This is a genomic window from uncultured Albimonas sp. (genome assembly GCF_963977235.1).
Lineage (GTDB): Bacteria > Pseudomonadota > Alphaproteobacteria > Rhodobacterales > Rhodobacteraceae > Albimonas.
On sequence record NZ_CAXBOD010000001.1, the window covers coordinates 213434 to 235011 of the forward strand.

Annotated in this window: 19 protein-coding genes; 15 read left to right on the forward strand and 4 right to left on the reverse strand. The window is 69.5% G+C overall.

The window, feature by feature from the left end:
• Positions 1-34: 34 nt before the first annotated feature.
• From sdhC to AAC134_RS01065, 7 genes are all read left to right on the forward strand, one after another.
• Entirely contained in the window at positions 35-421 is a 387-nt protein-coding gene (gene sdhC / locus AAC134_RS01035) for a succinate dehydrogenase, cytochrome b556 subunit (RefSeq protein ID WP_339947176.1), read from the forward strand.
• A 14-nt stretch (positions 422-435) separates the two neighbouring features.
• Positions 436-816, forward strand: coding sequence for a succinate dehydrogenase, hydrophobic membrane anchor protein (gene sdhD, locus AAC134_RS01040; RefSeq protein WP_339947177.1), 381 nt, complete (start codon positions 436-438; stop codon positions 814-816).
• Positions 817-884: 68 nt separating this feature from the next.
• Positions 885-2693 (forward strand): succinate dehydrogenase flavoprotein subunit, encoded by a 1809-nt coding sequence (gene sdhA, locus AAC134_RS01045; protein ID WP_339947178.1) that lies wholly within the window; start codon positions 885-887, stop codon positions 2691-2693.
• Positions 2694-2923: 230 nt separating this feature from the next.
• The gene (locus tag AAC134_RS01050) at positions 2924-3880 is read left to right on the forward strand and encodes a glycosyltransferase (protein ID WP_339947179.1); all 957 of its coding nucleotides are present in this window, start codon (positions 2924-2926) and stop codon (positions 3878-3880) included.
• A gap of 5 nt (positions 3881-3885) precedes the next feature.
• Positions 3886-4638 carry a class I SAM-dependent methyltransferase gene (locus tag AAC134_RS01055; protein WP_339947180.1) on the forward strand — a complete coding sequence of 251 codons (753 nt, stop codon included), beginning with the start codon at positions 3886-3888 and terminating at the stop codon, positions 4636-4638.
• Positions 4639-4711: 73 nt separating this feature from the next.
• On the forward strand, positions 4712-5767 hold the full coding sequence (locus tag AAC134_RS01060) for a hypothetical protein (protein WP_339947181.1): 1056 nt from the start codon (positions 4712-4714) through the stop codon (positions 5765-5767).
• 54 nt (positions 5768-5821) lie between these two features.
• Positions 5822-6601 carry a succinate dehydrogenase iron-sulfur subunit gene (locus AAC134_RS01065; protein WP_339947182.1) on the forward strand — a complete coding sequence of 260 codons (780 nt, stop codon included), beginning with the start codon at positions 5822-5824 and terminating at the stop codon, positions 6599-6601.
• A 155-nt stretch (positions 6602-6756) separates the two neighbouring features.
• Here the strand turns inward: AAC134_RS01065 and AAC134_RS01070 are convergent, their stop codons facing one another.
• Complete coding sequence (locus AAC134_RS01070; RefSeq protein WP_339947434.1) at positions 6757-7311, reverse strand: histidine phosphatase family protein; 555 nt, start codon at positions 7309-7311, stop codon at positions 6757-6759.
• A 181-nt stretch (positions 7312-7492) separates the two neighbouring features.
• On the opposite strand from AAC134_RS01070, the gene AAC134_RS01075 reads away from it, so the two are divergent.
• The 8 genes from AAC134_RS01075 to AAC134_RS01110 all read left to right on the forward strand — a co-directional run bounded on the left by AAC134_RS01075 (position 7493) and on the right by AAC134_RS01110 (position 19144).
• The gene (locus tag AAC134_RS01075; protein ID WP_339947183.1) at positions 7493-10930 is read left to right on the forward strand and encodes an indolepyruvate ferredoxin oxidoreductase family protein; all 3438 of its coding nucleotides are present in this window, start codon (positions 7493-7495) and stop codon (positions 10928-10930) included.
• Between the two features lie 285 nt (positions 10931-11215).
• Positions 11216-12208 (forward strand): substrate-binding domain-containing protein, encoded by a 993-nt coding sequence (locus AAC134_RS01080; protein WP_339947435.1) that lies wholly within the window; start codon positions 11216-11218, stop codon positions 12206-12208.
• A gap of 87 nt (positions 12209-12295) precedes the next feature.
• Positions 12296-13492, forward strand: a complete 1197-nt coding sequence (pstC, locus tag AAC134_RS01085; protein WP_339947184.1) for a phosphate ABC transporter permease subunit PstC — start codon at positions 12296-12298, stop codon at positions 13490-13492.
• Entirely contained in the window at positions 13489-14847 is a 1359-nt protein-coding gene (gene pstA, locus AAC134_RS01090) for a phosphate ABC transporter permease PstA (protein ID WP_339947185.1), read from the forward strand. Before pstC ends, pstA begins: the two co-directional genes overlap by 4 nt.
• A 17-nt stretch (positions 14848-14864) precedes the next feature.
• Positions 14865-15659 carry a phosphate ABC transporter ATP-binding protein PstB gene (gene pstB / locus AAC134_RS01095; RefSeq protein ID WP_339947186.1) on the forward strand — a complete coding sequence of 265 codons (795 nt, stop codon included), beginning with the start codon at positions 14865-14867 and terminating at the stop codon, positions 15657-15659.
• A gap of 28 nt (positions 15660-15687) precedes the next feature.
• On the forward strand, positions 15688-16440 hold the full coding sequence (gene phoU / locus AAC134_RS01100) for a phosphate signaling complex protein PhoU (protein WP_339947187.1): 753 nt from the start codon (positions 15688-15690) through the stop codon (positions 16438-16440).
• 94 nt (positions 16441-16534) lie between these two features.
• On the forward strand, positions 16535-17263 hold the full coding sequence (gene phoB, locus AAC134_RS01105; protein WP_339947188.1) for a phosphate regulon transcriptional regulator PhoB: 729 nt from the start codon (positions 16535-16537) through the stop codon (positions 17261-17263).
• Between the two features lie 489 nt (positions 17264-17752).
• Positions 17753-19144 carry a calcium-binding protein gene (locus tag AAC134_RS01110; protein WP_339947189.1) on the forward strand — a complete coding sequence of 464 codons (1392 nt, stop codon included), beginning with the start codon at positions 17753-17755 and terminating at the stop codon, positions 19142-19144.
• Positions 19145-19155: 11 nt separating this feature from the next.
• On the opposite strand, the gene ccmB is transcribed toward AAC134_RS01110, so the two are convergent.
• From ccmB to rfbA, 3 genes are all read right to left on the reverse strand, one after another.
• Positions 19156-19821: a heme exporter protein CcmB gene (gene ccmB, locus AAC134_RS01115; RefSeq protein WP_339947190.1), complete on the reverse strand. Its 666-nt coding sequence runs from the start codon at positions 19819-19821 to the stop codon at positions 19156-19158.
• Positions 19818-20528: a heme ABC exporter ATP-binding protein CcmA gene (gene ccmA / locus AAC134_RS01120; protein ID WP_339947191.1), complete on the reverse strand. Its 711-nt coding sequence runs from the start codon at positions 20526-20528 to the stop codon at positions 19818-19820. Before ccmA ends, ccmB begins: the two co-directional genes overlap by 4 nt.
• A 131-nt stretch (positions 20529-20659) precedes the next feature.
• Positions 20660-21532 (reverse strand): glucose-1-phosphate thymidylyltransferase RfbA, encoded by an 873-nt coding sequence (rfbA, locus tag AAC134_RS01125; RefSeq protein ID WP_339947192.1) that lies wholly within the window; start codon positions 21530-21532, stop codon positions 20660-20662.
• Positions 21533-21578 lie beyond the last annotated feature (46 nt).

Sequence of the window (21578 nt, forward strand, 5' to 3'; positions counted from 1 at the left end):
CGCCCCCGCGCCGGGAGAAACGAAAGGGGTCGCAATGGCCGACGTGAACCGGGGCAACCGCCCGCTTTCCCCCTTCATGATCGGGCCGTACTATCGGCCGCAATGGACCTCGATGCTGTCCATCGTGCACCGCATCACCGGTTGCGCGATGGCGATCGGCGCCATCCTGATCGTGTGGTGGCTGCTCGGAGCAGCCACGGGACCCGAAGCCTTCGCCAGCGCCGACTGGGTCGTCACCTCCTGGCTCGGCCAGCTGGTGCTGTTCGGCTGCCTGTGGGCGCTGCTCTACCATTTCTGCAACGGCATCCGTCACCTGATCTGGGACACGGGCTACATGCTCGAGGTCGATCGGGCCGAGCTTGCCGGGAAGGTCACCGTCGCCGCCTCGGTGGTGCTGACGCTGATCGTCTGGATCTTCTGAGGGAAGGGGACGTCATGAGCTACAAGACCGACTTCGGCCGCGTCCTCGGCCTCGGCTCCGCCAAGGAGGGCACCGGCCACTTCTGGACCCAGCGCGTCACCGCGGTGGCGCTGATCCCGATCCTGATCCTGGCGATCTGGCCGCTCGACGCCGCCATCGGCTCCTCCTGGGAGGAGGTGCGCGCCATCTACGCCAGCCCGTTCAACGCGATCATGCTGATCCTGCTGATCGCGGTGGGGTTCCGCCACATGCAGCTGGGTCTGCAGGTGGTGATCGAGGACTACGTCTCGAACTCCGGCGTCCGCACGGCCGCGCTGCTCGCGAACACCCTGTTCTGCGCGCTGTTCGGCCTGATCGGCGTGTTCGCCGTCGCCAAGATCGCCTTCGCCGGCTGACGCCCGCCGCGCCTCCCGCAGCGGAGGCGCGCGCGCAGCTCGGCAAGCGCCAAAGCAGAGGACCAGCCATGGCCGCTTACGAATATGTCGATCACGCCTATGACGTCGTGGTGGTGGGGGCCGGCGGCGCCGGGCTCCGCGCAACGCTGGGCATGGCCGAGCAGGGGCTCAAGACCGCCTGCATCACCAAGGTGTTCCCCACCCGCTCGCACACCGTGGCGGCGCAGGGCGGCATCGCGGCCAGCCTGCAGAACATGGGTCCCGACCACTGGCAGTGGCACATGTACGACACGGTGAAGGGCTCCGACTGGCTCGGCGACACCGACGCCATGGAGTACCTCGCCCGCGAGGCGCCCAAGGCGGTCTACGAGCTCGAGCACTACGGCGTGCCGTTCTCGCGCACCGAAGAGGGCAAGATCTACCAGCGCCCGTTCGGCGGCCACACGACCGAGTTCGGCGAGGGTCCGCCCGTGCAGCGCACTTGCGCCGCGGCCGACCGCACCGGCCACGCGATCCTGCACACGCTGTATGGGCAGAGCCTGAAGAACAAGGCCGAGTTCTACATCGAGTATTTCGCGACCGACCTCATCATGTCCGAGGACGGGCGCTGCACGGGCGTCATCGCCTGGAAGCTCGACGACGGCACGATCCACCGGTTCCGCGCCAAGATGGTGGTGCTCGCGACCGGCGGCTACGGGCGCGCCTACTTCTCGGCGACCTCGGCCCACACCTGCACCGGCGACGGCGGCGGCATGGTGGCCCGCGCCGGCCTGCCGCTCCAGGACATGGAGTTCGTGCAGTTCCACCCGACCGGCATTTACGGCTCGGGCTGCCTGATCACGGAAGGCGCCCGCGGCGAGGGCGGCTACCTGACCAACTCCGAGGGCGAGCGCTTCATGGAGCGTTACGCGCCGACCTATAAGGATCTCGCGTCCCGCGACGTGGTCAGCCGCTGCATGACCATCGAGATCCGCGAGGGCCGCGGCGTGGGGCCGAACAAGGACCACATCCACCTGCACCTCGACCACCTGCCGCCCGAGACCCTGGCGCTTCGCCTGCCGGGCATCTCGGAGTCGGCGCGGATCTTCGCGGGCGTGGACCTGACCAAGGAGCCGATCCCGGTGCTGCCGACCGTGCACTACAACATGGGCGGCATCCCCACGAACTATTACGGCGAGGTCCTGACCAAGGGTCCCGACGGCGGCGACAGCATCGTCCCCGGCCTGATGGCCGTCGGCGAGGCCGGCTGCGCCTCGGTCCACGGCGCCAACCGCCTGGGCTCGAACTCGCTGATCGACCTGGTGGTCTTCGGCCGCGCCGCCGCGATCCGGGCGCGCGAGGTGGTGGATCCCAAGTCGGCGGTGCCCGAGCTGGACATGGCGTCCTGCGAGAAGTCGATGGCCCGCTTCGACCACCTGCGCAACGCCTCCGGTTCCCGTCCCACGGCGGATCTGCGCGACGACATGCAGCGCGCCATGCAGTCCGACGCCGCCGTCTTCCGCACCGAGGAGACGCTGCAGGACGGCTGCCGCAAGATGGCCGAGATCCGCACGGCGTTCTCGGACGTGAAGGTCTCGGACCGCTCGCTGATCTGGAACTCCGACCTGATGGAGACGCTGGAGCTCGACAACCTGATGCCCAACGCGCTCGCCACCGTGGTCGGCGCCGAGGCCCGCAAGGAAAGCCGCGGCGCCCACGCCCGCGAGGACTACGCGGACCGCGACGACACCGAATGGCGCAAGCACACGCTGGCCTGGGTCGCCGACGACGGCGCGGTGACGCTCGACTATCGCTCGGTGGTGCTCGACCCGCTGACCACCCTCGACGAGGGGGGCATCGACCTCAAGAAGATCGCGCCCAAGGCGCGGGTCTACTGAGGAAAGCTGACGTGGAAGCCTGGCGCGTGTCCCCCTCGAATCCGCCTGGAGTTGCGCGCCGCTTGCGCCGTCTCGCCGGACGCTTGGCCCGGGAAGCCGCGCTCTATCCGCATATGGTTCAGACTGGTGTGAAGGGCAGAGTGCTGTTCCTCCCGTCTGATGCTCCCGTGCAGTCGTCGCTCCTGCGAGCATACGAAGTTGCGAAGAGCCTCCGTCCAATGGGATGGAGCGTGCTGGTCGTGCCCAAACATCTGTCGCTCGCCCAACGCCGCCGCGTAATCGGGGCCTGGCGGCCAGATGTGCTCTTTGTTCAACAGTCGCGCCATCCGCTGAACAGAGTGGAATACCTGGGAGATATTCCGTTTCTCTACGATCTGGATGATGCGGACTTTGTTGACCCTGAATTTGAGGCTTCCATGCAGGCCTTGGCTCGGCAGGCAGACGCAGTCATTTGCGGGAGCCGCCACATCAGGGACTGGGCGGCGCAGTACAGCTCCAGAACAGAAGTCGTTTGGACGGGAACGCCGTTACCCCCCGATAGCCGGTTCATTCCAGCTCATACCGAGAGGAAGCCGCTTGTCGTCTGGGCGCAAACAAATCCAGCAAAATACTTGGCGGAACTTGCCTTTGTGACGGAGGTAATGGAGCAGGTGGCGGCTTCGCGGCCCGGGACTGCTCTTCGCCTCTATGACTGGCGAGAGGCTGAAGATGACCCCCGACTAGAACGGTTGCGACGTGCGGGCGTATCTCTAGAGTTATTGCCAGCTATGCCCTATGACTTGTTTCTTGAGTCTCTAGGCGATACTGCGGTTGGTCTATCCGCGATCCGTACTGTAACCCCGTTCAGCCGTGGCAAGTCGTTCGGCAAGGTGTTGGGCTATCTCTCGGCGCGGACTCCCGTGATTTGCAGCGATGAGGCGGATCACGCTTGCCTCTTTGACAATTCGTCAGGTGTCGTATCCAACGACGCTGCTGTTTGGGTAGCTGCGATCCTGAGACTGATTGACGATCCGGCTGCTCGCGAGGCGATTGCAGATGCCGCCGATGTCAAGTTCCGCGCGAATTTGACGACCGAGGTTGCGGCGCAATCAATCTCGTCGATCCTCGAGACAGTGCTCGCCTCGCGCAGGCCGAAGCCGGATGTGGCTCGCGCAGCGAGTTCTTTAGGCAGTCAAGAGGGCACGTAATTTCCATGGAAAGAGCCCAGCCCCTTGGACGCAGCCAGGCGGAGATCGACGAGAAGCTGGACCTTCGGGCCCGGCTCGCGGTCGAGCACCTGGCGCGTCTCGCGGCGCAGGGTCCGTCCCGGGACTGCTGCCTGTGCGGCTACCAGGGCCGGTTCAGCCCGGTGCGGACCAAGCCCGGCAATTGGTGCCCGTCCTGCGACAGCCGGCCCCGTCACCGGCTGTTCAAGCTGTGGCTCGACCGCGGCGGGGCGGCGGCGATCGAGGGCCGGCGCGTCCTCCACTTCGCCTCCGAGCCGGTCCTGACCGCGGTGGTCCGCCCGCTCGCCGGCGCCTACGCCACGGCGGACATCCTGCCCGGCCATGACCTGCATCTCGACATGGAGTCGATCGACCAGCCCGACGCGAGCTGGGACGTCGCCATCGCCAACCACGTGCTCGAGCATCTCGACGACCGCAAGGCGCTGTCAGAGCTGCGCCGCGTGCTGGCGCCAGGGGGCCTGTTCCTGGTGACCGTGCCGCTGGTCGAGGGCTGGGCCGAGACGCTGGAGAACCCCGCCTGGACCTCGGACGAGGACCGGCGCGCCTACTACACCGACCCGCTCCACCTGCGCTTCTACGGCCGCGACTTCCGCGACCGCCTCGCGCAGGCCGGCTTCGCGGTCGAGGATTTCACGGCGGTCGAACCGGACGTGCTCCGCTTCGGCCTTCAGCGCGGCGAGACGCTGTTCGTCGCGCGCAAGGGCGGGGCCGGGTCATGACCGCTCGTGGTCATGCCAGGGAGCTTCGGGACCGGTTGATGGAAAGCTATTTTGACGGAGTTCCACCCAGAAAATGACCGTGCCGTCTGAAGCTCAAGGGCCCGCGCTTGCCCACCCGGTGAATTTTGTGTGCGCATGGGATCGCGTCTGGCCAGAGATCCGGGAGAATCCGGACGCGAGGCTCGACGAGGCGACAATCGCCAGGCGCTGCATCAACTGCACCGACACCTGGGTGCTGCGCACCTTTTGCGTGATGCGCGCCGCCGGCTACCCGGTGACGCTGTCCGATCGCGTTGAGCCGAACCGTATCAACATCAGCTCGGTGCAGGTGATCGGCCGCAGGAACCGGTCCTTCGACGCCTTCGTCGTGCTGGCTCGCTGCGATCACCATGAATCCCGGCTTGCGAACATCGTCATTCGCCACAACGACCGCTGCGAGCCCGGAGCCGGCGGCATCTACCTGCCCACCTGGCTTCAACCGGGAATCATTCCGCGCGATCCTGCCCGCGGCACGGACATCAAGGTGCTGGGCTACAAGGGCCTGCTGCCGAACCTGGACCCGGATTTCCGCTCAGACGCCTTCCGCGAGGCGCTGGCCCGACGCAATGTCGTCCTGGATGCGAGCGAGGCCATGCCCTCCGGTGGCGGCGAGGACGACTGGGCGGACTATTCAGCCTGCGACGTCACCATCGCGGTGCGCAATATCTCGGTCAACTTCGCGAGGGCCAAGCCCGGCAGCAAGTTGGTCAACGCCTGGTGGGGCGACTCGCCTGCCCTGCTCGGCCCGGAGCCTGCGTTCCAGGAGATGCGGGAAAGCGAGCTCGACTATGTCGAGACGACCACGCCTCAGGATGCGCTGGACGCGATAGACCGCCTGCAGGCGGATCCCGCCCTGTACCTAGCTATGATAGAGAACGGCCGCCGTCGGCGCGAAGCCTACAGCGAGGCCGCGATGCTAGATCAGTGGATCCAGGCGATCGACGGCCCCATTCGCGAGGCGTTCGAGGCCTGGCGCGGGAAGCCGAAGCCTTTGCGCGCCCTTCAGGTCGCTGCTTGGATGGCCCAGGAGCCGGGCGAAAGCCGACGGTACCTGGAAAGCATAAAGTCGGGGCCCAAGATACTCGAGTGACCCGGAACCCTTCGAGCGACCCATCGAATCGAAAAGGCTGAGGAGCCACACGCCATGGTTCAGTTCAATCTGCCCAAGAATTCCCGCGTCACGGTGGGCAAGACCTGGCCGCGGCCCGAGGGCGCGACCAATGTTCGGGCGTTCAAGATCTACCGCTGGTCTCCGGACGACGATGCCAACCCGCGGGTGGACACGTATTTCGTGGACATGGATACCTGCGGGCCGATGATCCTGGACGCGCTGATCAAGATCAAGAACGAGATCGATCCGACGCTGACCTTCCGCCGCTCCTGCCGCGAGGGGATCTGCGGCTCCTGCGCGATGAACATCGACGGGATCAACACGCTGGCCTGCATCTACGGGCTGGACGAGGTGAAGGGCGACGTGAAGATCTACCCGCTGCCGCACATGCCGGTGGTCAAGGATCTGATCCCCGACCTGACCCACTTCTACGCCCAGCATGCCGCGATCATGCCGTGGCTCGAGACCCACACGACGGCCCCCGAGAAGGAGTGGCGTCAGTCGATCGAGGACCGCAAGAAGCTCGACGGGCTCTATGAGTGCGTGATGTGCGCCTCCTGCTCCACCGCCTGCCCCAGCTACTGGTGGAACGGCGACCGCTACCTCGGCCCGGCCGCGCTGCTGCACGCCTACCGCTGGCTGATCGACAGCCGGGACGAGGCCACGCAGGAGCGGCTCGACTTCCTCGAGGATCCGTTCCGCCTCTACCGCTGCCACACGATCATGAACTGCGCCAAGACCTGCCCCAAGGGCCTGAACCCGGCGAAGTCCATCGCCGAGATCAAGAAGATGATGGTCGAGCGCACCATGTAAGCGTCGCGGCCCCGGCCGGACCTGCGAAACCCCGCCCCCTTCGGGCGGGGTTTTTCGTGCGGGAAGCGCCGCGGCGACGGGCGCGTCCGTGGGGGGCGTTCGGACCGCGGCGCGGGGCGGAGGTCGGCGCGGGGGCGCGAGGCGGGCAGGGGCCGCTAGCGGGGCGGGATTCGTTCCAGCACCTCCACCTCGCCCTCGGGGCCGACGGCGAGGGACAGGATCTCGCCCGAGCGGGGGACGACGCCGGTCAGGGCGGTGATGTTGACCTGGTGGGTGACCAGCATCACGCGGTGGTCGGGAGGCAGGTCGGCCAGGAAATGTCGCAGGTCCTCGGTCTGCTCGGCGCGGCGCTCGCGCCGGCCGAAGAAGGAATCGAGGGCGGGGAAGGGCTCGACCGGGCCGAGGTCCAGAAGCTCGGCGGTCTCCGAGCAGCGGCGCCAGCGGCTGGTCAGGACGCGGTCGGGGTCGAAGCCCGCCGCGCGCAGCCGTTCGCCGATGGCGCGGGCCTGGGCGCGGCCCGCCGCGTCGAGGTTGCGCTGGGTGGAGGGGTCGTCGAGGCGGAAGCCGGACGGATCGCCGACCCCGGGCGCCAGGGCGTGACGCATGATCAGGATCGTGCCGGGACGGTCCAGCGCCTGCGCGACGAGCGGCGAAACCGGCGCGGCGACGGCGAGGGCCGCCAGCGCGACGAGGGTGCGGAGCAGGGTCATCTCCGCCAAGCTAGCGCGCCTCGTCCGGCGGCGAGCGCGGCGACGATCACGAGCCCGTCAGGCCCGCAATACAACTTCCCCGCTTGCAGAGCCGCGCCATTGGCCGGACAATCCTTTTGCATGTGATCGATGCCGGTCTATATTAGTCAGCATCCACGACCTAAATAGGGAGGAGGCGCGGATGGCTCCGCTGGACGCCCAGGTCGCCCTTACCGACAAGTATCGTGTCTCGAAGGGCGCGGCCCTGATGAACGGCATGCAGGCGCTGGTGCGCCTGGCGCTGGAACAGGCGGACGTCGATAAAGACGCCGGCCTGAAGACGGGGGGCTACATCTCCGGCTATCGCGGCTCGCCCATCGGCGGCTTCGACCAGGAGCTGGTCCGCGCGACCGAGGAGCTGTCGGCGCGCAACATCGTTTTCAACCCCGGCCTGAACGAGGACCTGGCGGCCACCGCCATCTCGGGCACGCAGAGCCTGGGCCCGACCGAGGATCCCTCCGTCGAGGGCGTGTTCTCGATCTGGTACGGCAAGGGGCCGGGGGTCGACCGCAGCCTCGATGCGATGAAGCACGGGGCGCTGGCCGGCGCGCATCCCAAGGGCGGGACGATCTACCTGCTGGGCGACGACCCGGTGTCGAAAAGCTCGACCACCGCGCACCAGTCCGAGCAGGCGATGATCCATGTCTCGGTGCCGGTTCTGTATCCGGCCTCGGTGCACGAGATCGTGCCGCTGGGCCTGCACGCCTTCGCCATGTCGCGGCACACCGGGGCCGTGACCTCGATGAAGATCGTCACCGACGTGGCCGACAGCGCCGCGACCGTGGCGCTGGATCGGCTGCGCCCGACCCCGGTGCTGCCGCCGCTGCCGGGCTTCGAGGTTCCGCTGCACAACACCGGCGGTTTCCTGCCCTACGTGGTTCAGGAGCGCCGCATGGCTGTGCGGATGCAGGCCGTGAAGGACTACGCCCGCGCCAACCGGCTCAATGAGCCGGTGTTCGAGCCGACGGGGAACAAGCGCCTCGGCATCGTCGCCGTCGGCAAGGCCTTTGGCGACGCCATGGCGGGGCTGAAGCTGCTGGATCTCGATCCGGAGCGGGCGGCGGCCTCGGGCATCGGCCTGTTCCGCATGCGCATGGTCTGGCCGGTCGAACCCGCGAGCCTGCTCGAATTCGTGCAGGGCTACGACCAGATCCTGGTGATCGAGGAGAAGCGCGCGATCGTCGAGACGGAGCTCGCGCACCTGCTGGTCAACGCCCCCGGCCCGCGCCCGATCCTGACCGGCAAGCGCGACGCCGGCGGCTCTCCCCTGGTGCAGGACTTCGGCGAGCTGAGCCCCGAGCATGTGGCCGAGGTGATCAGCCGGGAGGCCTCGGACCTCGGCGTCTCCGAGACCCGGCCGCCGGCCCCGCCGAAGCTGACCGGCAATGCGCCCGCGATGCCGCGCACGCCGTGGTATTGCGCGGGCTGCCCGCACAACCGCTCGACCAAGCTGCCCGACGGAAGCCTCGCGGGCGGGGGCATCGGCTGCCACGCCATGTCGGTGCTGCATTCCCCCGAGACCACGCAGCTCTTCACCCAGATGGGCGGCGAGGGCATGCACTGGGTCGGGCGGGCGAATTTCGCCGGCCGCCAGCACATGTTCCAGAACCTGGGCGACGGGACCTACACCCACTCCGGGATGCTCGCGATCAAGGCGGCGGCGGCGGCCTCGGGCGTGAACATCACCTACAAGATCCTCTACAACGACGCCGTGGCGATGACCGGCGGCCAGCCGATCGAGGGCCAGCCCCTGCCGGCCGAGATCGCGGCCCAGGTGCTGTCCATCGGCGCGCGCAAGGTGGTCGTGGTCTCCGACGACATCGAGGCGACGAAGGAGACCGGGACCTGGCCCTCGGGCAACGTCTCGTTCCGGGACCGCTCCGAGAACCTGCTGGTGCAGACCGAGCTGCGCGAGGTCGAGGGGACCACGGTCCTCCTCTACGTGCAGACCTGCGCCGCCGAGAAGCGCCGCCGCCGCAAGCGGGGCAAGTTCCCCGATCCGCCCAAGCGCGCGGTGATCAACCCGCTGGTCTGCGAGGGCTGCGGGGATTGCGGCATCCAGTCGAACTGCGTGGCGATCAAGCCGCTGGACACCCCCTTCGGCACCAAGCGGCGCATCGACCAGACGGCGTGCAACAAGGACTACTCCTGCCTCGAGGGGTTCTGCCCGTCATTCGTGACGGTGGAAGGCGTCGAATCCGACCCCCTGCTGGGCAAGAAGGGCATCCGCCACGACCCGCCCGAAGGGCTGCCCGAGGCGCAGACCACCCCCTCGCTGGACTACGCCGCCGTGATCACCGGCATCGGCGGCACCGGCGTGGTCACCGTGGCCGCGGTCCTGTCGATGGCCGCGCGGCTCGAGGGGCTGCATGCCCTGACGCTCGACCAGACCGGCCTGTCCCAGAAGAACGGCGCGGTGCAGTCGCATCTGCAGATCGGCCCGCAGCCGATCGACGACCGCCCCGCCCGTGTGGCTCGGGGCAAGGGGCGCCTGCTGCTCGCCTGCGACATGCTGGTGGGCGCGGGGGACGAGGCCATGGGCCTGATCGACCCCGCCCAGGGCCAGGCCATCGCCAATGGCCAGGTCGAGCCGCTGCCCGCCTTCGCCCGCAACCCCGAGGCCCGCGCCGACGAGGGCGCGCTGGAGGGTCGCCTGAAGGGTCAGCTCGGCGACGACCGGGTGCTGGTCAAGGATGTGGCCTATCTCGCCACCCAGCTCGTCGGCGACGGTATGGGCGCGAACCTGATGCTGGTGGGCGTCGCCTGCCAGGCCGGCGCCCTGCCGGTGACGTCCGAGGCCATCGAGCGGGCCATTCGCCTCAACGGGGCCGCGGTCGAGATGAACCTCGCCGCCTTCCGCTGGGGCCGCTGGCTGGTCGCCCAGCCGGGGCTCGCCGAGGAGAAGGCCGGCGAGAAGACCCTGCCGGCGTGGCAGACCGAGGACTACGACGCCCTGGTCGCCCGCTTCGAGCGGTTCCTGACCGACTACCAGTCCGCGCGCTACGCCCGCCGTTTCCGCGAGGAACTGGCCAAGGTGGAGGCGGCGGAGGAGGCGCATTGGCCCGGGCGCCGGGACCTCTCGCGCCTCGCCGCGCGGGCGCTGCACAAGTCGATGGCGATCAAGGACGAGTACGAGGTCGCCCGCCTGCATCGCCACCCCGACTGGAAGGCCCAGCTCGCCCGCGACTTCGCGCCGGACGCCAAGGTCAGCTACCACCTCGCGCCCCCGGTCACGGCCAAGATCGACCCGGTCACCGGGCGTCCGCGCAAGCAGAAGTTCGGGCCGTGGATGGAGAAGGGTTTTGCTATCCTGGCCGGGATGAAGTCCCTGCGCGGCACCCCCCTCGACGTCTTCGGGCGGACCGAGGAGCGGAAGATGGAGCATGCGCTGGTCGGCGAGACCGAGCAGCTCGTCGATCTCGTCGCCGCGAAACTGTCTCCGGCCACCGAAACCCTGTGCCGGGAGGCGCTGCTCCAGCCCCTCGCGATCAAGGGATTCGGGCCGGTGAAACAGGCGAATCTCGAGAAGACCAAGCCGGAATGGGATCGACTGGTCTCGGATTTGTCTAAGATTGCATGAACTTGGCGACGCCGCGGCGCGACAGCCGCGGCGTCCCGCCGCGGATCCCCGTTTGTGACGGCGGTTTTCGGGGATAACCTGCAACCCCTCCTATTATCCGTTTCGAATCAGCCTCTTGGGCTGTCATAAAACCTTGGGCGTTTTGCGAATAAACAGCGCGCAGGCCGGTGGTACCCAGCATCGGCCGACCCGGTGCGCATCGCAGCAGACGCGCGGGTCGCTTGACGAATTCGGAGGACACCCGTGAAAGCCACCAACCTGATCTCGCTGGCCGTGGCCGGCATCATGGCCGCCGGCGCGGCCGCCGCTCAGTCCCGCGACCAGATCCAGGTCGCCGGCTCCTCGACCGTGCTGCCCTACGCCTCGATCGTCGCCGAGGCCTTCGGCGAGAACTTCGACTTCCCGACCCCCGTGGTCGAGTCGGGCGGCTCCTCGGCCGGCCTGAAGAAGTTCTGCGAGGGCGTGGGCCTGAACACGATCGACATCGCCAACGCCTCGCGCCAGATCCGCGAGAAGGAGATCGCCGCCTGCGCCGAGAACGGCGTCGAGGAGATCATCGAGGTCCGCATCGGCTACGACGGCATCGTCTTCGCCAGCCAGATCGACGGCCCCGAGTTCACCGAGTTCACCCCCGACCAGTGGTACAAGGCCATGGCCGCAAAGGTGGTCGTGGACGGCGAGCTGGTCGACAACCCCTACGCCAAGTGGTCGGACGTCGACTCCGCGCTTCCCGACGTCGAGATCCAGGCCTTCATCCCCGGCACCAAGCACGGCACCCGTGAAGTGTTCGAGGAGAAGGTGATCCTCTCGGGCTGCGAAGAGAGCGGCGCGATGGAGACCATGACCGGCGCGCTCGGCATGTCCGAGGACGACGCCGAGGACGCCTGCATGGCGGTCCGCACCGACGGCGTGTCGGTCGACATCGACGGCGACTACACCGAGACGCTGGCCCGCATCGACGCCAACCCCAACGGCGTGGGCGTGTTCGGCCTCGCGTTCTACGAGAACAACACCGACAAGCTGAAGGTCGCGACCATGGGCGGCGTCGCGCCCTCCACCGAGACCATCTCCTCGGGCGAGTATCCCGTCTCGCGTCCGCTGTTCTTCTACGTGAAGAAGGCGCACCTGGGCGAGGTTCCCGGCCTGAAGGAGTTCGCCTCCTTCTTCGTCTCCGACGCGGTGGCCGGCCCGAACGGCCCGCTGGCCAACTACGGCCTGGTCTCCGACCCCGAGCTCGCCGACACCCAGGCGATGATCGCCGACGAGAAGTCGATGTAAGACCCGCCGGGTCTTGCACGACCTGACGAAACCACAGAGGCGGCCCGGCGGGGCCGCCTCATCGTCTCCCGAGGGGTCGAGAGGGTCATGATCGCCACGCTATTCTTCGTCCTGCTGGCCGCTGCGGTCGTGGGCGGTTACTTCCTCGGCCGCCGGAAAGCGTCCGACGCGTCGGGCGGGGACATCCGCGCCCTGCACTCGCTGCTCAACTACCACGGCTGGAACGTGGCGCTGGCCACCGGCCTGACCGGCCTCGGCGTGCTGCTGGTGGGCTCCTTCGCCTCCAGCTTCATCGGCCTGCCGCCGGCGGTCGTCTACGCGGTCGCGGCCCTCGCCGCCGCCGCCGGGTTCGTCCTCTCCCTGAAGCGCATCGACCGCGACTTCCGCGCCCGCAACGCCGTCGAGTCGATGGTGATGGGCCTGCTGATCGTCGCCTCCTCGATCGCGATCCTGACCACCGTGGGCATCGTGATGTCGATGCTGCTCGAGACCGGGCGCTTCTTCTCGCAATACGAGTGGACCGAGTTCTTCTTCGGGACCACCTGGTCGCCGAACTTCCGCGGCAACTCCGATCTCGGCATCCTGCCGCTGTTGTGGGGCACGCTCTACATCAGCTTCATCGCGCTGGCGGTGGCGGTGCCGATCGGGCTGTTCGCCGCGATCTACCTCAGCGAATACGCCGGACCCAGGACCCGCGGCGTCGCCAAGCCGCTGATCGAGGTGCTGGCCGGCATTCCGACCATCGTCTACGGCCTGTTCGCGCTGATCACCGTGGGCCCGATGCTGCGCGACTACTTCGCCCAGCCGCTGGGGCTGGGGGACAGCTCGTCCTCGGTGATGACCGCCGGGCTGGTGATGGGGATCATGCTGATCCCGTTCGTCTCCTCGCTCTCGGACGACATCATCAACGCGGTGCCCCAGTCGATGCGCGACGGCTCGCTGGGTCTCGGCGCCACGCCCTCGGAGACGATCCGCGCGGTGATCATCCCCGCCGCCCTGCCGGGCATCGTCGGCGCGATCCTGCTCGCCGCCTCCCGCGCCATCGGCGAGACGATGATCGTGGTGCTTGGCGCCGGCGCCGCGGCCACCCTCTCGCTGAACCCGTTCGAGGCGATGACCACCGTGACGGTGAAGATCGTCTCCCAGCTGACCGGCGACACCGACTTCGCCTCCCCCGAGACGCTGGTCGCCTTCGCGCTGGGGATCACGCTTTTCGTCCTGACGCTCGGGCTGAACGTCCTGGCGCTCTACATCGTGCGGAAGTACCGGGAGCAGTACGAATGACCGACGCCGCCATCCCCCCCTCGGGCTACGCCGGCGGGCAGGCCAAGTCGCTGCACTCGCCCGACGCCCGCACCCGCAAGCGCAACGCCGCCGAGCGTCGCTTCCGCCTCTACGGCCTCGCCGCCGTCTCGGCGGGCCTGCTGGCGCTGGTGGTGCTGCTGACCTCGATCCTGTCGCAGGGTCTGCCGGCCTTCCAGCAGACCTTCATCAAGGCCGAGATCTTCCTGACGCCCGAGCAGCTCGACCCCTCGGGCAATCGCGACCCCGAGGAGATCGCGAAGGTCCTGACCTTCAGCTACAGCCCGATCATCAAGGGCTCGCTGACGGCGCTCGCCGAGGATCTGCAGCAGTCGGGCGCCCCGGACATCACGCCCGACATGCTGGCGGGCATGGTCTCGGGCGCGGCCAACGCGCAGCTTCGCGACTACGTCATCGCCAACCCCGACGAGATCGGCCAGACCGTCGCGTTCGAGTTCCTGACCAACGCCCGCATCGACCAGTACCTCAAGGGCAAGGTCACGCGCGAGAGCGCGGCGCTCGACAGCAAGGTCGACGTGGCCCAGCTCAACGCCGCCGACGAGCTGGTGAACCGCGGCGTGATGGAGCAGCGCTTCAACTGGGACTTCATCACCGCCCCCGACGCCTCCGAGAACCGGCCCGAGGCCGCGGGCCTGGGGGTGGCGCTGCTCGGCTCGCTCTACATGATGCTGATCGTGCTGTTCCTGGCGCTGCCGATCGGGGTGGCCGCCTCGATCTACCTCGAGGAGTTCGCCAAGAAGAACTTCTGGACCGACGTGATCGAGGTGAACATCTCCAACCTCGCCGCGGTGCCCTCCATCGTCTTCGGCATCCTCGGCCTCGCGATCTTCATCAACTGGATGCATCTGCCGAACTCCGCCCCCATCGTCGGCGGGCTGGTGCTGACGCTGATGACCCTGCCCACGATCATCATCGCCACCCGCGCCTCGCTGAAGGCGGTGCCGCCCTCGATCCGCGACGCGGCGCTCGGCGTCGGGGCCTCGAAGATGCAGGCGACCTTCCACCATGTGCTGCCGCTGGCCGCGCCGGGGATCCTGACCGGCACGATCATCGGCCTCGCCCAGGCGCTCGGCGAGACCGCGCCCCTGCTGCTGATCGGCATGGTCGCCTTCGTGCGCGACTATCCCGACGCGCCGCCCGAGGGCTTCTTCGAGCCGGCGACCGGCCTGCCGGTCCAGGTCTACAACTTCACCCAGCGGGCCGATCCGGCCTTTGTCGAGCGCGCCTCCGGCGCCATCATCGTCCTGCTGGTCTTCCTGGTGGTCATGAACCTGATCGCCATCGTCCTGCGCCGTCGCTTCGAGCGTCGCTGGTGAGCCCGGAGGCCATGAACATGTACGATAGCAACGAGGCGAAGACCGCCGTGCAGAACGATGCGAAGTTCCACTGCTCCGACGTGCAGGTCTATTACGGCGACACTCACGCCATCAAGGACGTGAACATCGCGCTGCTGGACAACACCGTCACCGCCTTCATCGGCCCCTCGGGCTGCGGGAAGTCGACCTTCCTGCGCTGCCTGAACCGGATGAACGACACCATCGACATCTGCCGGGTGGAGGGGTCGATCAACCTCGACGGCGAGGACATCTACGACGCCCGCGTCGACCCGGTGCAGCTGCGCGCCCGCGTCGGCATGGTGTTCCAGAAGCCCAACCCGTTCCCCAAGTCGATCTACGACAACGTGGCCTACGGGCCCCGCATCCACGGCCTGACCAAGAACAAGGCCGAGCTCGACGAGGTGGTCGAGAGCTCGCTGCGCAAGGCCGCGATCTGGAACGAGGTGAAGGACCGGCTGCACGCGCCGGGCACCGGCCTCTCGGGCGGTCAGCAGCAGCGCCTGTGCATCGCGCGCGCCATCGCGACCGCGCCCGAGGTGCTGCTGATGGACGAGCCGTGCTCGGCCCTCGACCCCATCGCCACCGCCCAGGTCGAGGAGCTGATCGACGAGCTGCGCGAGAGCTACTCGGTCGTCATCGTCACCCACTCGATGCAGCAGGCGGCGCGCGTCTCCCAGAAGACCGCGTTCTTCCACCTGGGCGTGATGGTCGAATACGACGAGACCACCAAGATCTTCACCAATCCGTCCGACCAGCGGACGCAGGATTACATCACCGGCCGCTTCGGCTGACCCGACCCCGCAAGGCAGGAACAAAGACATGTCCACCATGGGAACCGGTCGCCACACCGTCTCCGCGTTCGACGAGGAGCTGATGGGCGTCCGCGCCAAGGTCGCCGAGATGGGCGGCCTGGCCGAAGAGCTTCTGAGCGAGGCGCTCGAGGCGCTCGACCGCCGCGACGTCGCGCAGGCCGAGCGGGTGATCGCCTCGGACCGCCGGCTCGACAAGCTCGAGCATGAGACCGAGGAGCTGGTGATCCGCACCATCGCCCTGCGCGCGCCGGTCGCCACCGACCTGCGCCTGCTGGTGGCGGCGATGAAGGCCTCCTCGACGCTGGAGCGGATCGGCGATCTCGCCAAGTCGACCGCCCGCCGCTCCATCGATCTGGCGCATGAGCGGCCGATGCGGGTCGCCGGCTCGCTGGTGCGGATGGGGCGCACGGTGCAGCGGCAGCTCTCGGACGCGCTCAACGCCTACGCCGCGCGCGACAGCCAGGCGGCGCTGGCCGTGTGGCGGCGCGACGTGGAGGTCGATGAGCTCTACAACGCCCTGTTCCGCGAGATGGTCACCTACATGATGGAGGACCCGCGCACGATCACGCTCGGCTCCCACTGTCTGTTCATGGCCAAGAACCTCGAGCGGATCGGCGACCACGCCACCCATCTTGCCGAGATGACCTGGTATGTGGTCGAGGGCGAGCCCCTCACCGCCGAGCGTCCCCGCGCCCCCCGCGGCTACGGCAACGAGCCGATCGTGGACGAGGCCGACGGCGCCTCGGACGAGCAGGCCTGAGCGCGCCGCGCCAGGACGCGATCCGGGGAGGGCGGCCGCCGCCCTCCGCCGCCGGCGGCCCGGTCGCGGCCGCTCAACAAGGAGACGACGCGCCATGACGGCCCGCGTGATGGTCATCGAGGACGACGAGGCGCTCTGCGCCCTGCTCGAGTACAATCTGGTCCGCGAGGGCCACAAGGTCAGCCTGGTTTCCGACGGCGAAGAGGCCCTGATCGCGATCGAGGAGGAACGCCCCGACCTCATCGTGCTCGACTGGATGCTGCCCCACGTCTCGGGCATCGAGATCTGCCGCCAGATCCGCGCCCGCGCCGAGATCAAGGACACGCCCGTCATCATGCTGACGGCCCGCGGCGAGGAGGAGGACCGGATCCGCGGTCTCGAGACCGGGGCCGACGACTACCTCACCAAGCCCTTCTCGACCTCCGAGCTGCTGGCCCGCATCCGCGCGGTGCTGCGCCGCTCGCGCCCCACGCTGGCGGGCGACGTGGCGACCTTCGCGGACATCATCCTCGACCGCCAGGCCCACCGGGTGCGCCGGGGCGAGCGGGACCTGCACCTCGGCCCGACCGAGTTCAAGCTGCTCGACGTCCTCATGCAGCGCCCCGGCCGCGTGTTCTCGCGCGAGCAGCTGCTGGACCTGGTCTGGGGGCGGGACGTCTATGTCGAGATCCGCACCGTGGACGTGCACGTCGGCCGCCTGCGCAAGGCGATCAACCGGCGCGGCGACCGCGACCCGATCCGCACCGTCCGCTCGGCCGGCTACGCGCTGGACGAGACCTACGCCCCCGCCTCCGCCCCCATGCGCCGCGAAGCCCGGGCGTAGAGGCGCCCGTCTCCCTCCCCGCTCGGGGGGGGGGAGGACGGGGGCTAGGCCTGCCCACGGCTTCGGGCGGCCCTCGCGGTCTTTCGTTCTCTCTGCAGGGCCTGGCAGGACCGACCGATGGACCACCCCGGCCACCCTGCTGTCGATATCGGGCGGCCAGGAGCTCCTCGACCGGTTCGGCTATCCGACGCTCTCCCATGACGGGAGGCTGCTTGACTTTGCGGTGGCCGGCGGCGGCGAGGGGCGGCTCGAGATCCATACGTGCGACATGCTCCCGGAGACGGACGAGAAAGGCTTTTCCCTCAGCGACCGCCACGCCGTCGCGGGTGACGGCGCCGAGGAAGGCGAGCGCGGGGGGCGTTGAGATAACTGGCACACATCCGTCGATCGACGCCGGTCTTTCTCCGAAACGGAAACGACGTTGCCCTCTTGAGAGGCAAGCGCTAGGCTTTCTGCGCCCGCACCTGGGGCGCTCGGGAGCCTTCAGCCATGCCCAGTCTCGCATTCGACGCCGCCGATCGTCTTGACGTTGCGGCGGTGCTGGACGTCCTGCGCGGCATCGCCCGCGACGGCGCCGAGCTTGGCCCGTTCGAGGTCATCGCCCCCCGCCAGCGCCGGCAGGAGGCCACGCACGCCGAGGGCGGCGCGGTCGAGGTCGTCTGGCGCGTCCCCGACGACGGCCCCGCCACGCTGATCTCGGCGACGGTCCACGACGCGCAGGGCCGCGGGCCCACGCGCCTCTCGGGCGACCGGCTCGACGCGCTGCTGGTCCCGCTGGGCCTCCTGCCCCCCGACGCCGAGGCTCCCGGCGCCGATCCCGGGCCCGAGCGTCTGGCCCTGCTCGACCACCGCCTTTCCCTGCGCGAGTTCCGGGTCGAGGGCTCGCATTTCGGCGACCCGATGCTGTCGGGCGGGCCGAACGACGACGTGATCCTGGGCGGCCAGTTCCGCGACCGGATCTTCGCCACCGCCGGCGGCGACGACGAGATCGACGGCGGCGAGCACCTCGACCGGCTGTTCTACGAGGGCGGGCTCGACCCCGTGCGCGGCCCGGTCGAGGTCGAGCTGCGCGGCCGCTTCGTGACCAAGCCCGGCGGCGACGTCGACCACTTCACCCAGATCGAGACCCTGCACCTGACCGAGCACGGCGACCGCGTCTTCGACGGGCCGCGCAAGGGCGAGGTGACGGTGTTCATGCTGGGGGGCAACGACCTCTACCGCGACCGCGAGGACACCGACTCCTCGATCTTCGCCGGCCAGAGCGCCGACGTCCTGCGCATGGGCGGCGGCCGCGACTACGGCTACGGCGAGGACGGGCGCGACCTGATCTTCGGCGGCTTCGGCCAGGACCACCTGCGCGGCGGCGGGCGCGAGGACCGGCTCTACGGCGGCCCCGACGCCGACGCGCTGTTCGGCGAGGGAGGGGCGGACCTGATCGAGGGCGGGGGCTGCGACGACCTGCGCCTCGACGGCGGCCGGGGCGACGACCGCATCTCCGGGGGCGGGGGCGCAGACAGCCTTCAGGGCCGCGGCGGCGACGACCTCCTGTTCGGCGGCCAGGGCGCCGACGTGATCGCGGGCGGCGGCGGGGCCGACCGGTTCGACGGCGGCGGCGGCGCGGACCTTCTGCGGCTCGGCCCCAAGGCCGGCGGCGGCGACGGCGCCCTCGACGTGGTGGTCCTGCGCGCAGGCGAGGGCGCGGACCGCGTGACCGCCTTCCAGCTCGGCGAGGACCTGGTCGAGCTCTCGGGTCTCGGCTTCGCGGACCTGACCTTCGTGGACGAGGCCGAGGGCGCCGCGATCTACGCGCCGGGCGGCCGCCTCGCGGTGTTCGCGGGCCTCACCGCGCTGCAGCTCGACGACGCCGACAACTTCGTCTGAGCGGGCGCGCCTCAGCGCAGGTTCACCCGCAGCGCCGCGGCGGCGGCGAAGGGCGAGATGCCGGCGGCGAGCGCGGTGACCGCGCCCAGGAAGGCCAGCGCCGGCGTCGGGTCGAGGCCTGTGGCCGCCCGGTCCGCCGCCTGCGCTCCGAAGATCAGCGTCGGCACATAGAGCGGCAGCACCAGCACCGACAGCAGCAGCCCGCCGCGCCGCACGCCCGCCGTCAGCGCCGCGCCGACGGCGCCTGCCAGGCTCAGCGCCGGGGCGCCGATCAGCAGCGCCGCGAGCAGGGGAAGGAAGGCCTCGGGCGCCAGGTTCAGCATCACCCCGATCACCGGCGCGGCCAGCGTCAGCGGCAGCCCGGTCGCGATCCAGTGCGCCCCCGCCTTGGCCAGCACGATCGCCTCGAGCGGCAGCGGCCCCAGCGCCAGCTGATCGAGCGAGCCGTCCTCGAGATCGGCCTGGAACAGCCGGTCGAGCGACAGCAGGCACGCCAGCAGCGCGCAGACCCAGACCACGCCGGCCGCGATCCGGGCGAGCGCCGCCCCCTCGGGCCCCACGCCCAGCGGGATCAGCAGGGCGGCGAGCAGGAAGAATCCCAGGCTCAGCAGTCCCCCGCCGCCGATCCGGAAGGCCAGCGCCAGGTCGCGGCGGATCAGGGCGAGGAAGGCGCTCATCGCCAGTCTCCCGAAAGAAACGGGTCGTCGAGATCGGGTCGGGCGGGCGCGCCGGCCGGCGCCGCGCCGAGAGGATGACGCGGCCCGGCCTCGGCGGCCCCGCGCGCAGGCATCGTCACCACCGTGTCGCCAAACCCGAGGTCCACGTGGGTCGCGGCCAGCGCCACGCCGCCCGCCGCGCAGTGTTCGCGCACCACCTCGGCGAACACGGCGGTTGCGCCCGCGTCGAGCGACACCGTCGGCTCGTCCAGCAGCCACACCGGCCGTGCGGTGACCAGCAGCCGCGCCAGCCCCAGCCGCCGCTTCTGCCCGGCCGAGCACCAGTGCGCGGGATCCTCGGCCAGCCGCTCGAGCCCGAAGCGCTCCAGCGCCGCGTCGACGCGGGCGGGCGGCGCGCCGTGGAAGGCGGCCCAGGCGGCGAGGTTGCCGCGCACCGTGAAGGCGGGCTTGACCGCATCGAGATGCCCGGCCAGCGCCACCCGCTCGCGCCAGGCCTCGCCGTCGCGCGCAAGCGTCAGCCCGTCCAGCGAGGCCGCCCCCGCCGCAGCCGGCGCCAGCCCCGCCAGGATCCGCAGCAGCGAGGACTTGCCCGAGCCGTTCGGCCCCCGCAGCGCCGCCGCCTGGCCCGAGACCAGCGCAAACGACAGCCCCTCGAACACGAGGCGCCCGGCGCGGCGGCAGGCGAGGGATCGGGCGCGGAATTCCATGGCTCTCCCCTTAACGGGGCGGGGCGGCGGGGGGAAGCGGGCGGGGGCGGCGCCGGCCCCGGGCGCCGACCGCAAGCGCGGCGCAGACCGTGCGTCGCCCGCGCCTCGCGCGCGGGATCAAGGCGCGGCGATCAGCGGGGACGGCGCAGGAGGCGGGCGAGATACTCGCCATAGCCGCTCTTTTTCAGGGGGGCGGCCAGCGCCTCGAGCTGGGCGTCGTCGATCCAGCCGGCGGTCCAGGCGATCTCCTCGGGGCAGGCGACCTTCAGGCCCTGGCGCTCCTCGATCACCTGCACGAACTGGCCGGCCTGCAGCATCGAGGCGTGGGTGCCGGTGTCGAGCCAGGCGTAGCCCCGCCCCATGATCTCGACGAACATGTCCCCGCGCTGGAGATAGGCGTTGTTGACGTCGGTGATCTCCAGCTCGCCGCGGGGCGAGGGGGCGACGTTGGCCGCGATGTCCAGCACGTCGTTGTCGTAGAAATACAGGCCCGTCACCGCGTAGGAGCTTTTCGGCTCGGCCGGCTTCTCCTCGATCGACAGCGCCTTGCCGCTGCGGTCGAACTCGACCACGCCGTAGCGCTGCGGATCGTGGACGTGGTAGCCGAAGATGGTGCCGCCGGTCTTGCGCGTCAGCGCCGCCTTGAGCAGCTCGGGCAGGCCGTGGCCGTAGAAGATGTTGTCGCCCAGCACCAGGCAGACGTTGTCGGTCCCCACGAACTCGCGCCCGATGACGAAGGCCTGGGCCAGGCCGTCGGGGCTGGGCTGCACCGCGTATTGCAGGTTCAGCCCCCACTGGGATCCGTCGCCCAGCGCGCGGTGGAACTGCGCGGCGTCATGGGGGGTGGTGATCACCAGCACGTCGCGGATGCCCGCCAGCATCAGCACCGACAGCGGATAGTAGATCATCGGCTTGTCGTAGACCGGCAGAAGCTGCTTGGAGACCCCCAGCGTGATCGGATGCAGCCGGGTGCCGGAGCCGCCGGCGAGGATGATGCCCTTCATCGGGAAGTCTCCTTGGCGCGCCGCGCCCGCGCCGCCCGACGGGGCG

Excerpts from the sequence above, each read along its gene's own strand:
- AAC134_RS01065 (WP_339947182.1), top strand. The coding sequence starts at position 5,822 with ATGGTTCAGTTCAATCTGCCCAAGAATTCCCGCGTCACGGTGGGCAAG.
- pstA (WP_339947185.1), top strand. The coding sequence starts at position 13,489 with ATGACCGACGCCGCCATCCCCCCCTCGGGCTACGCCGGCGGGCAGGCC.
- pstB (WP_339947186.1), top strand. The coding sequence starts at position 14,865 with ATGTACGATAGCAACGAGGCGAAGACCGCCGTGCAGAACGATGCGAAG.
- sdhC (WP_339947176.1), top strand. The coding sequence starts at position 35 with ATGGCCGACGTGAACCGGGGCAACCGCCCGCTTTCCCCCTTCATGATC.
- AAC134_RS01110 (WP_339947189.1), top strand. The coding sequence starts at position 17,753 with ATGCCCAGTCTCGCATTCGACGCCGCCGATCGTCTTGACGTTGCGGCG.
- AAC134_RS01070 (WP_339947434.1), bottom strand. The coding sequence starts at position 7,311 with ATGACCCTGCTCCGCACCCTCGTCGCGCTGGCGGCCCTCGCCGTCGCC.
- AAC134_RS01080 (WP_339947435.1), top strand. The coding sequence starts at position 11,216 with ATGGCCGCCGGCGCGGCCGCCGCTCAGTCCCGCGACCAGATCCAGGTC.
- sdhA (WP_339947178.1), top strand. The coding sequence starts at position 885 with ATGGCCGCTTACGAATATGTCGATCACGCCTATGACGTCGTGGTGGTG.
- AAC134_RS01055 (WP_339947180.1), top strand. The coding sequence starts at position 3,886 with ATGGAAAGAGCCCAGCCCCTTGGACGCAGCCAGGCGGAGATCGACGAG.
- phoU (WP_339947187.1), top strand. The coding sequence starts at position 15,688 with ATGTCCACCATGGGAACCGGTCGCCACACCGTCTCCGCGTTCGACGAG.
- rfbA (WP_339947192.1), bottom strand. The coding sequence starts at position 21,532 with ATGAAGGGCATCATCCTCGCCGGCGGCTCCGGCACCCGGCTGCATCCG.
- ccmA (WP_339947191.1), bottom strand. The coding sequence starts at position 20,528 with ATGGAATTCCGCGCCCGATCCCTCGCCTGCCGCCGCGCCGGGCGCCTC.
- ccmB (WP_339947190.1), bottom strand. The coding sequence starts at position 19,821 with ATGAGCGCCTTCCTCGCCCTGATCCGCCGCGACCTGGCGCTGGCCTTC.
- AAC134_RS01075 (WP_339947183.1), top strand. The coding sequence starts at position 7,493 with ATGGCTCCGCTGGACGCCCAGGTCGCCCTTACCGACAAGTATCGTGTC.
- pstC (WP_339947184.1), top strand. The coding sequence starts at position 12,296 with ATGATCGCCACGCTATTCTTCGTCCTGCTGGCCGCTGCGGTCGTGGGC.
- phoB (WP_339947188.1), top strand. The coding sequence starts at position 16,535 with ATGACGGCCCGCGTGATGGTCATCGAGGACGACGAGGCGCTCTGCGCC.
- sdhD (WP_339947177.1), top strand. The coding sequence starts at position 436 with ATGAGCTACAAGACCGACTTCGGCCGCGTCCTCGGCCTCGGCTCCGCC.
- AAC134_RS01060 (WP_339947181.1), top strand. The coding sequence starts at position 4,712 with ATGACCGTGCCGTCTGAAGCTCAAGGGCCCGCGCTTGCCCACCCGGTG.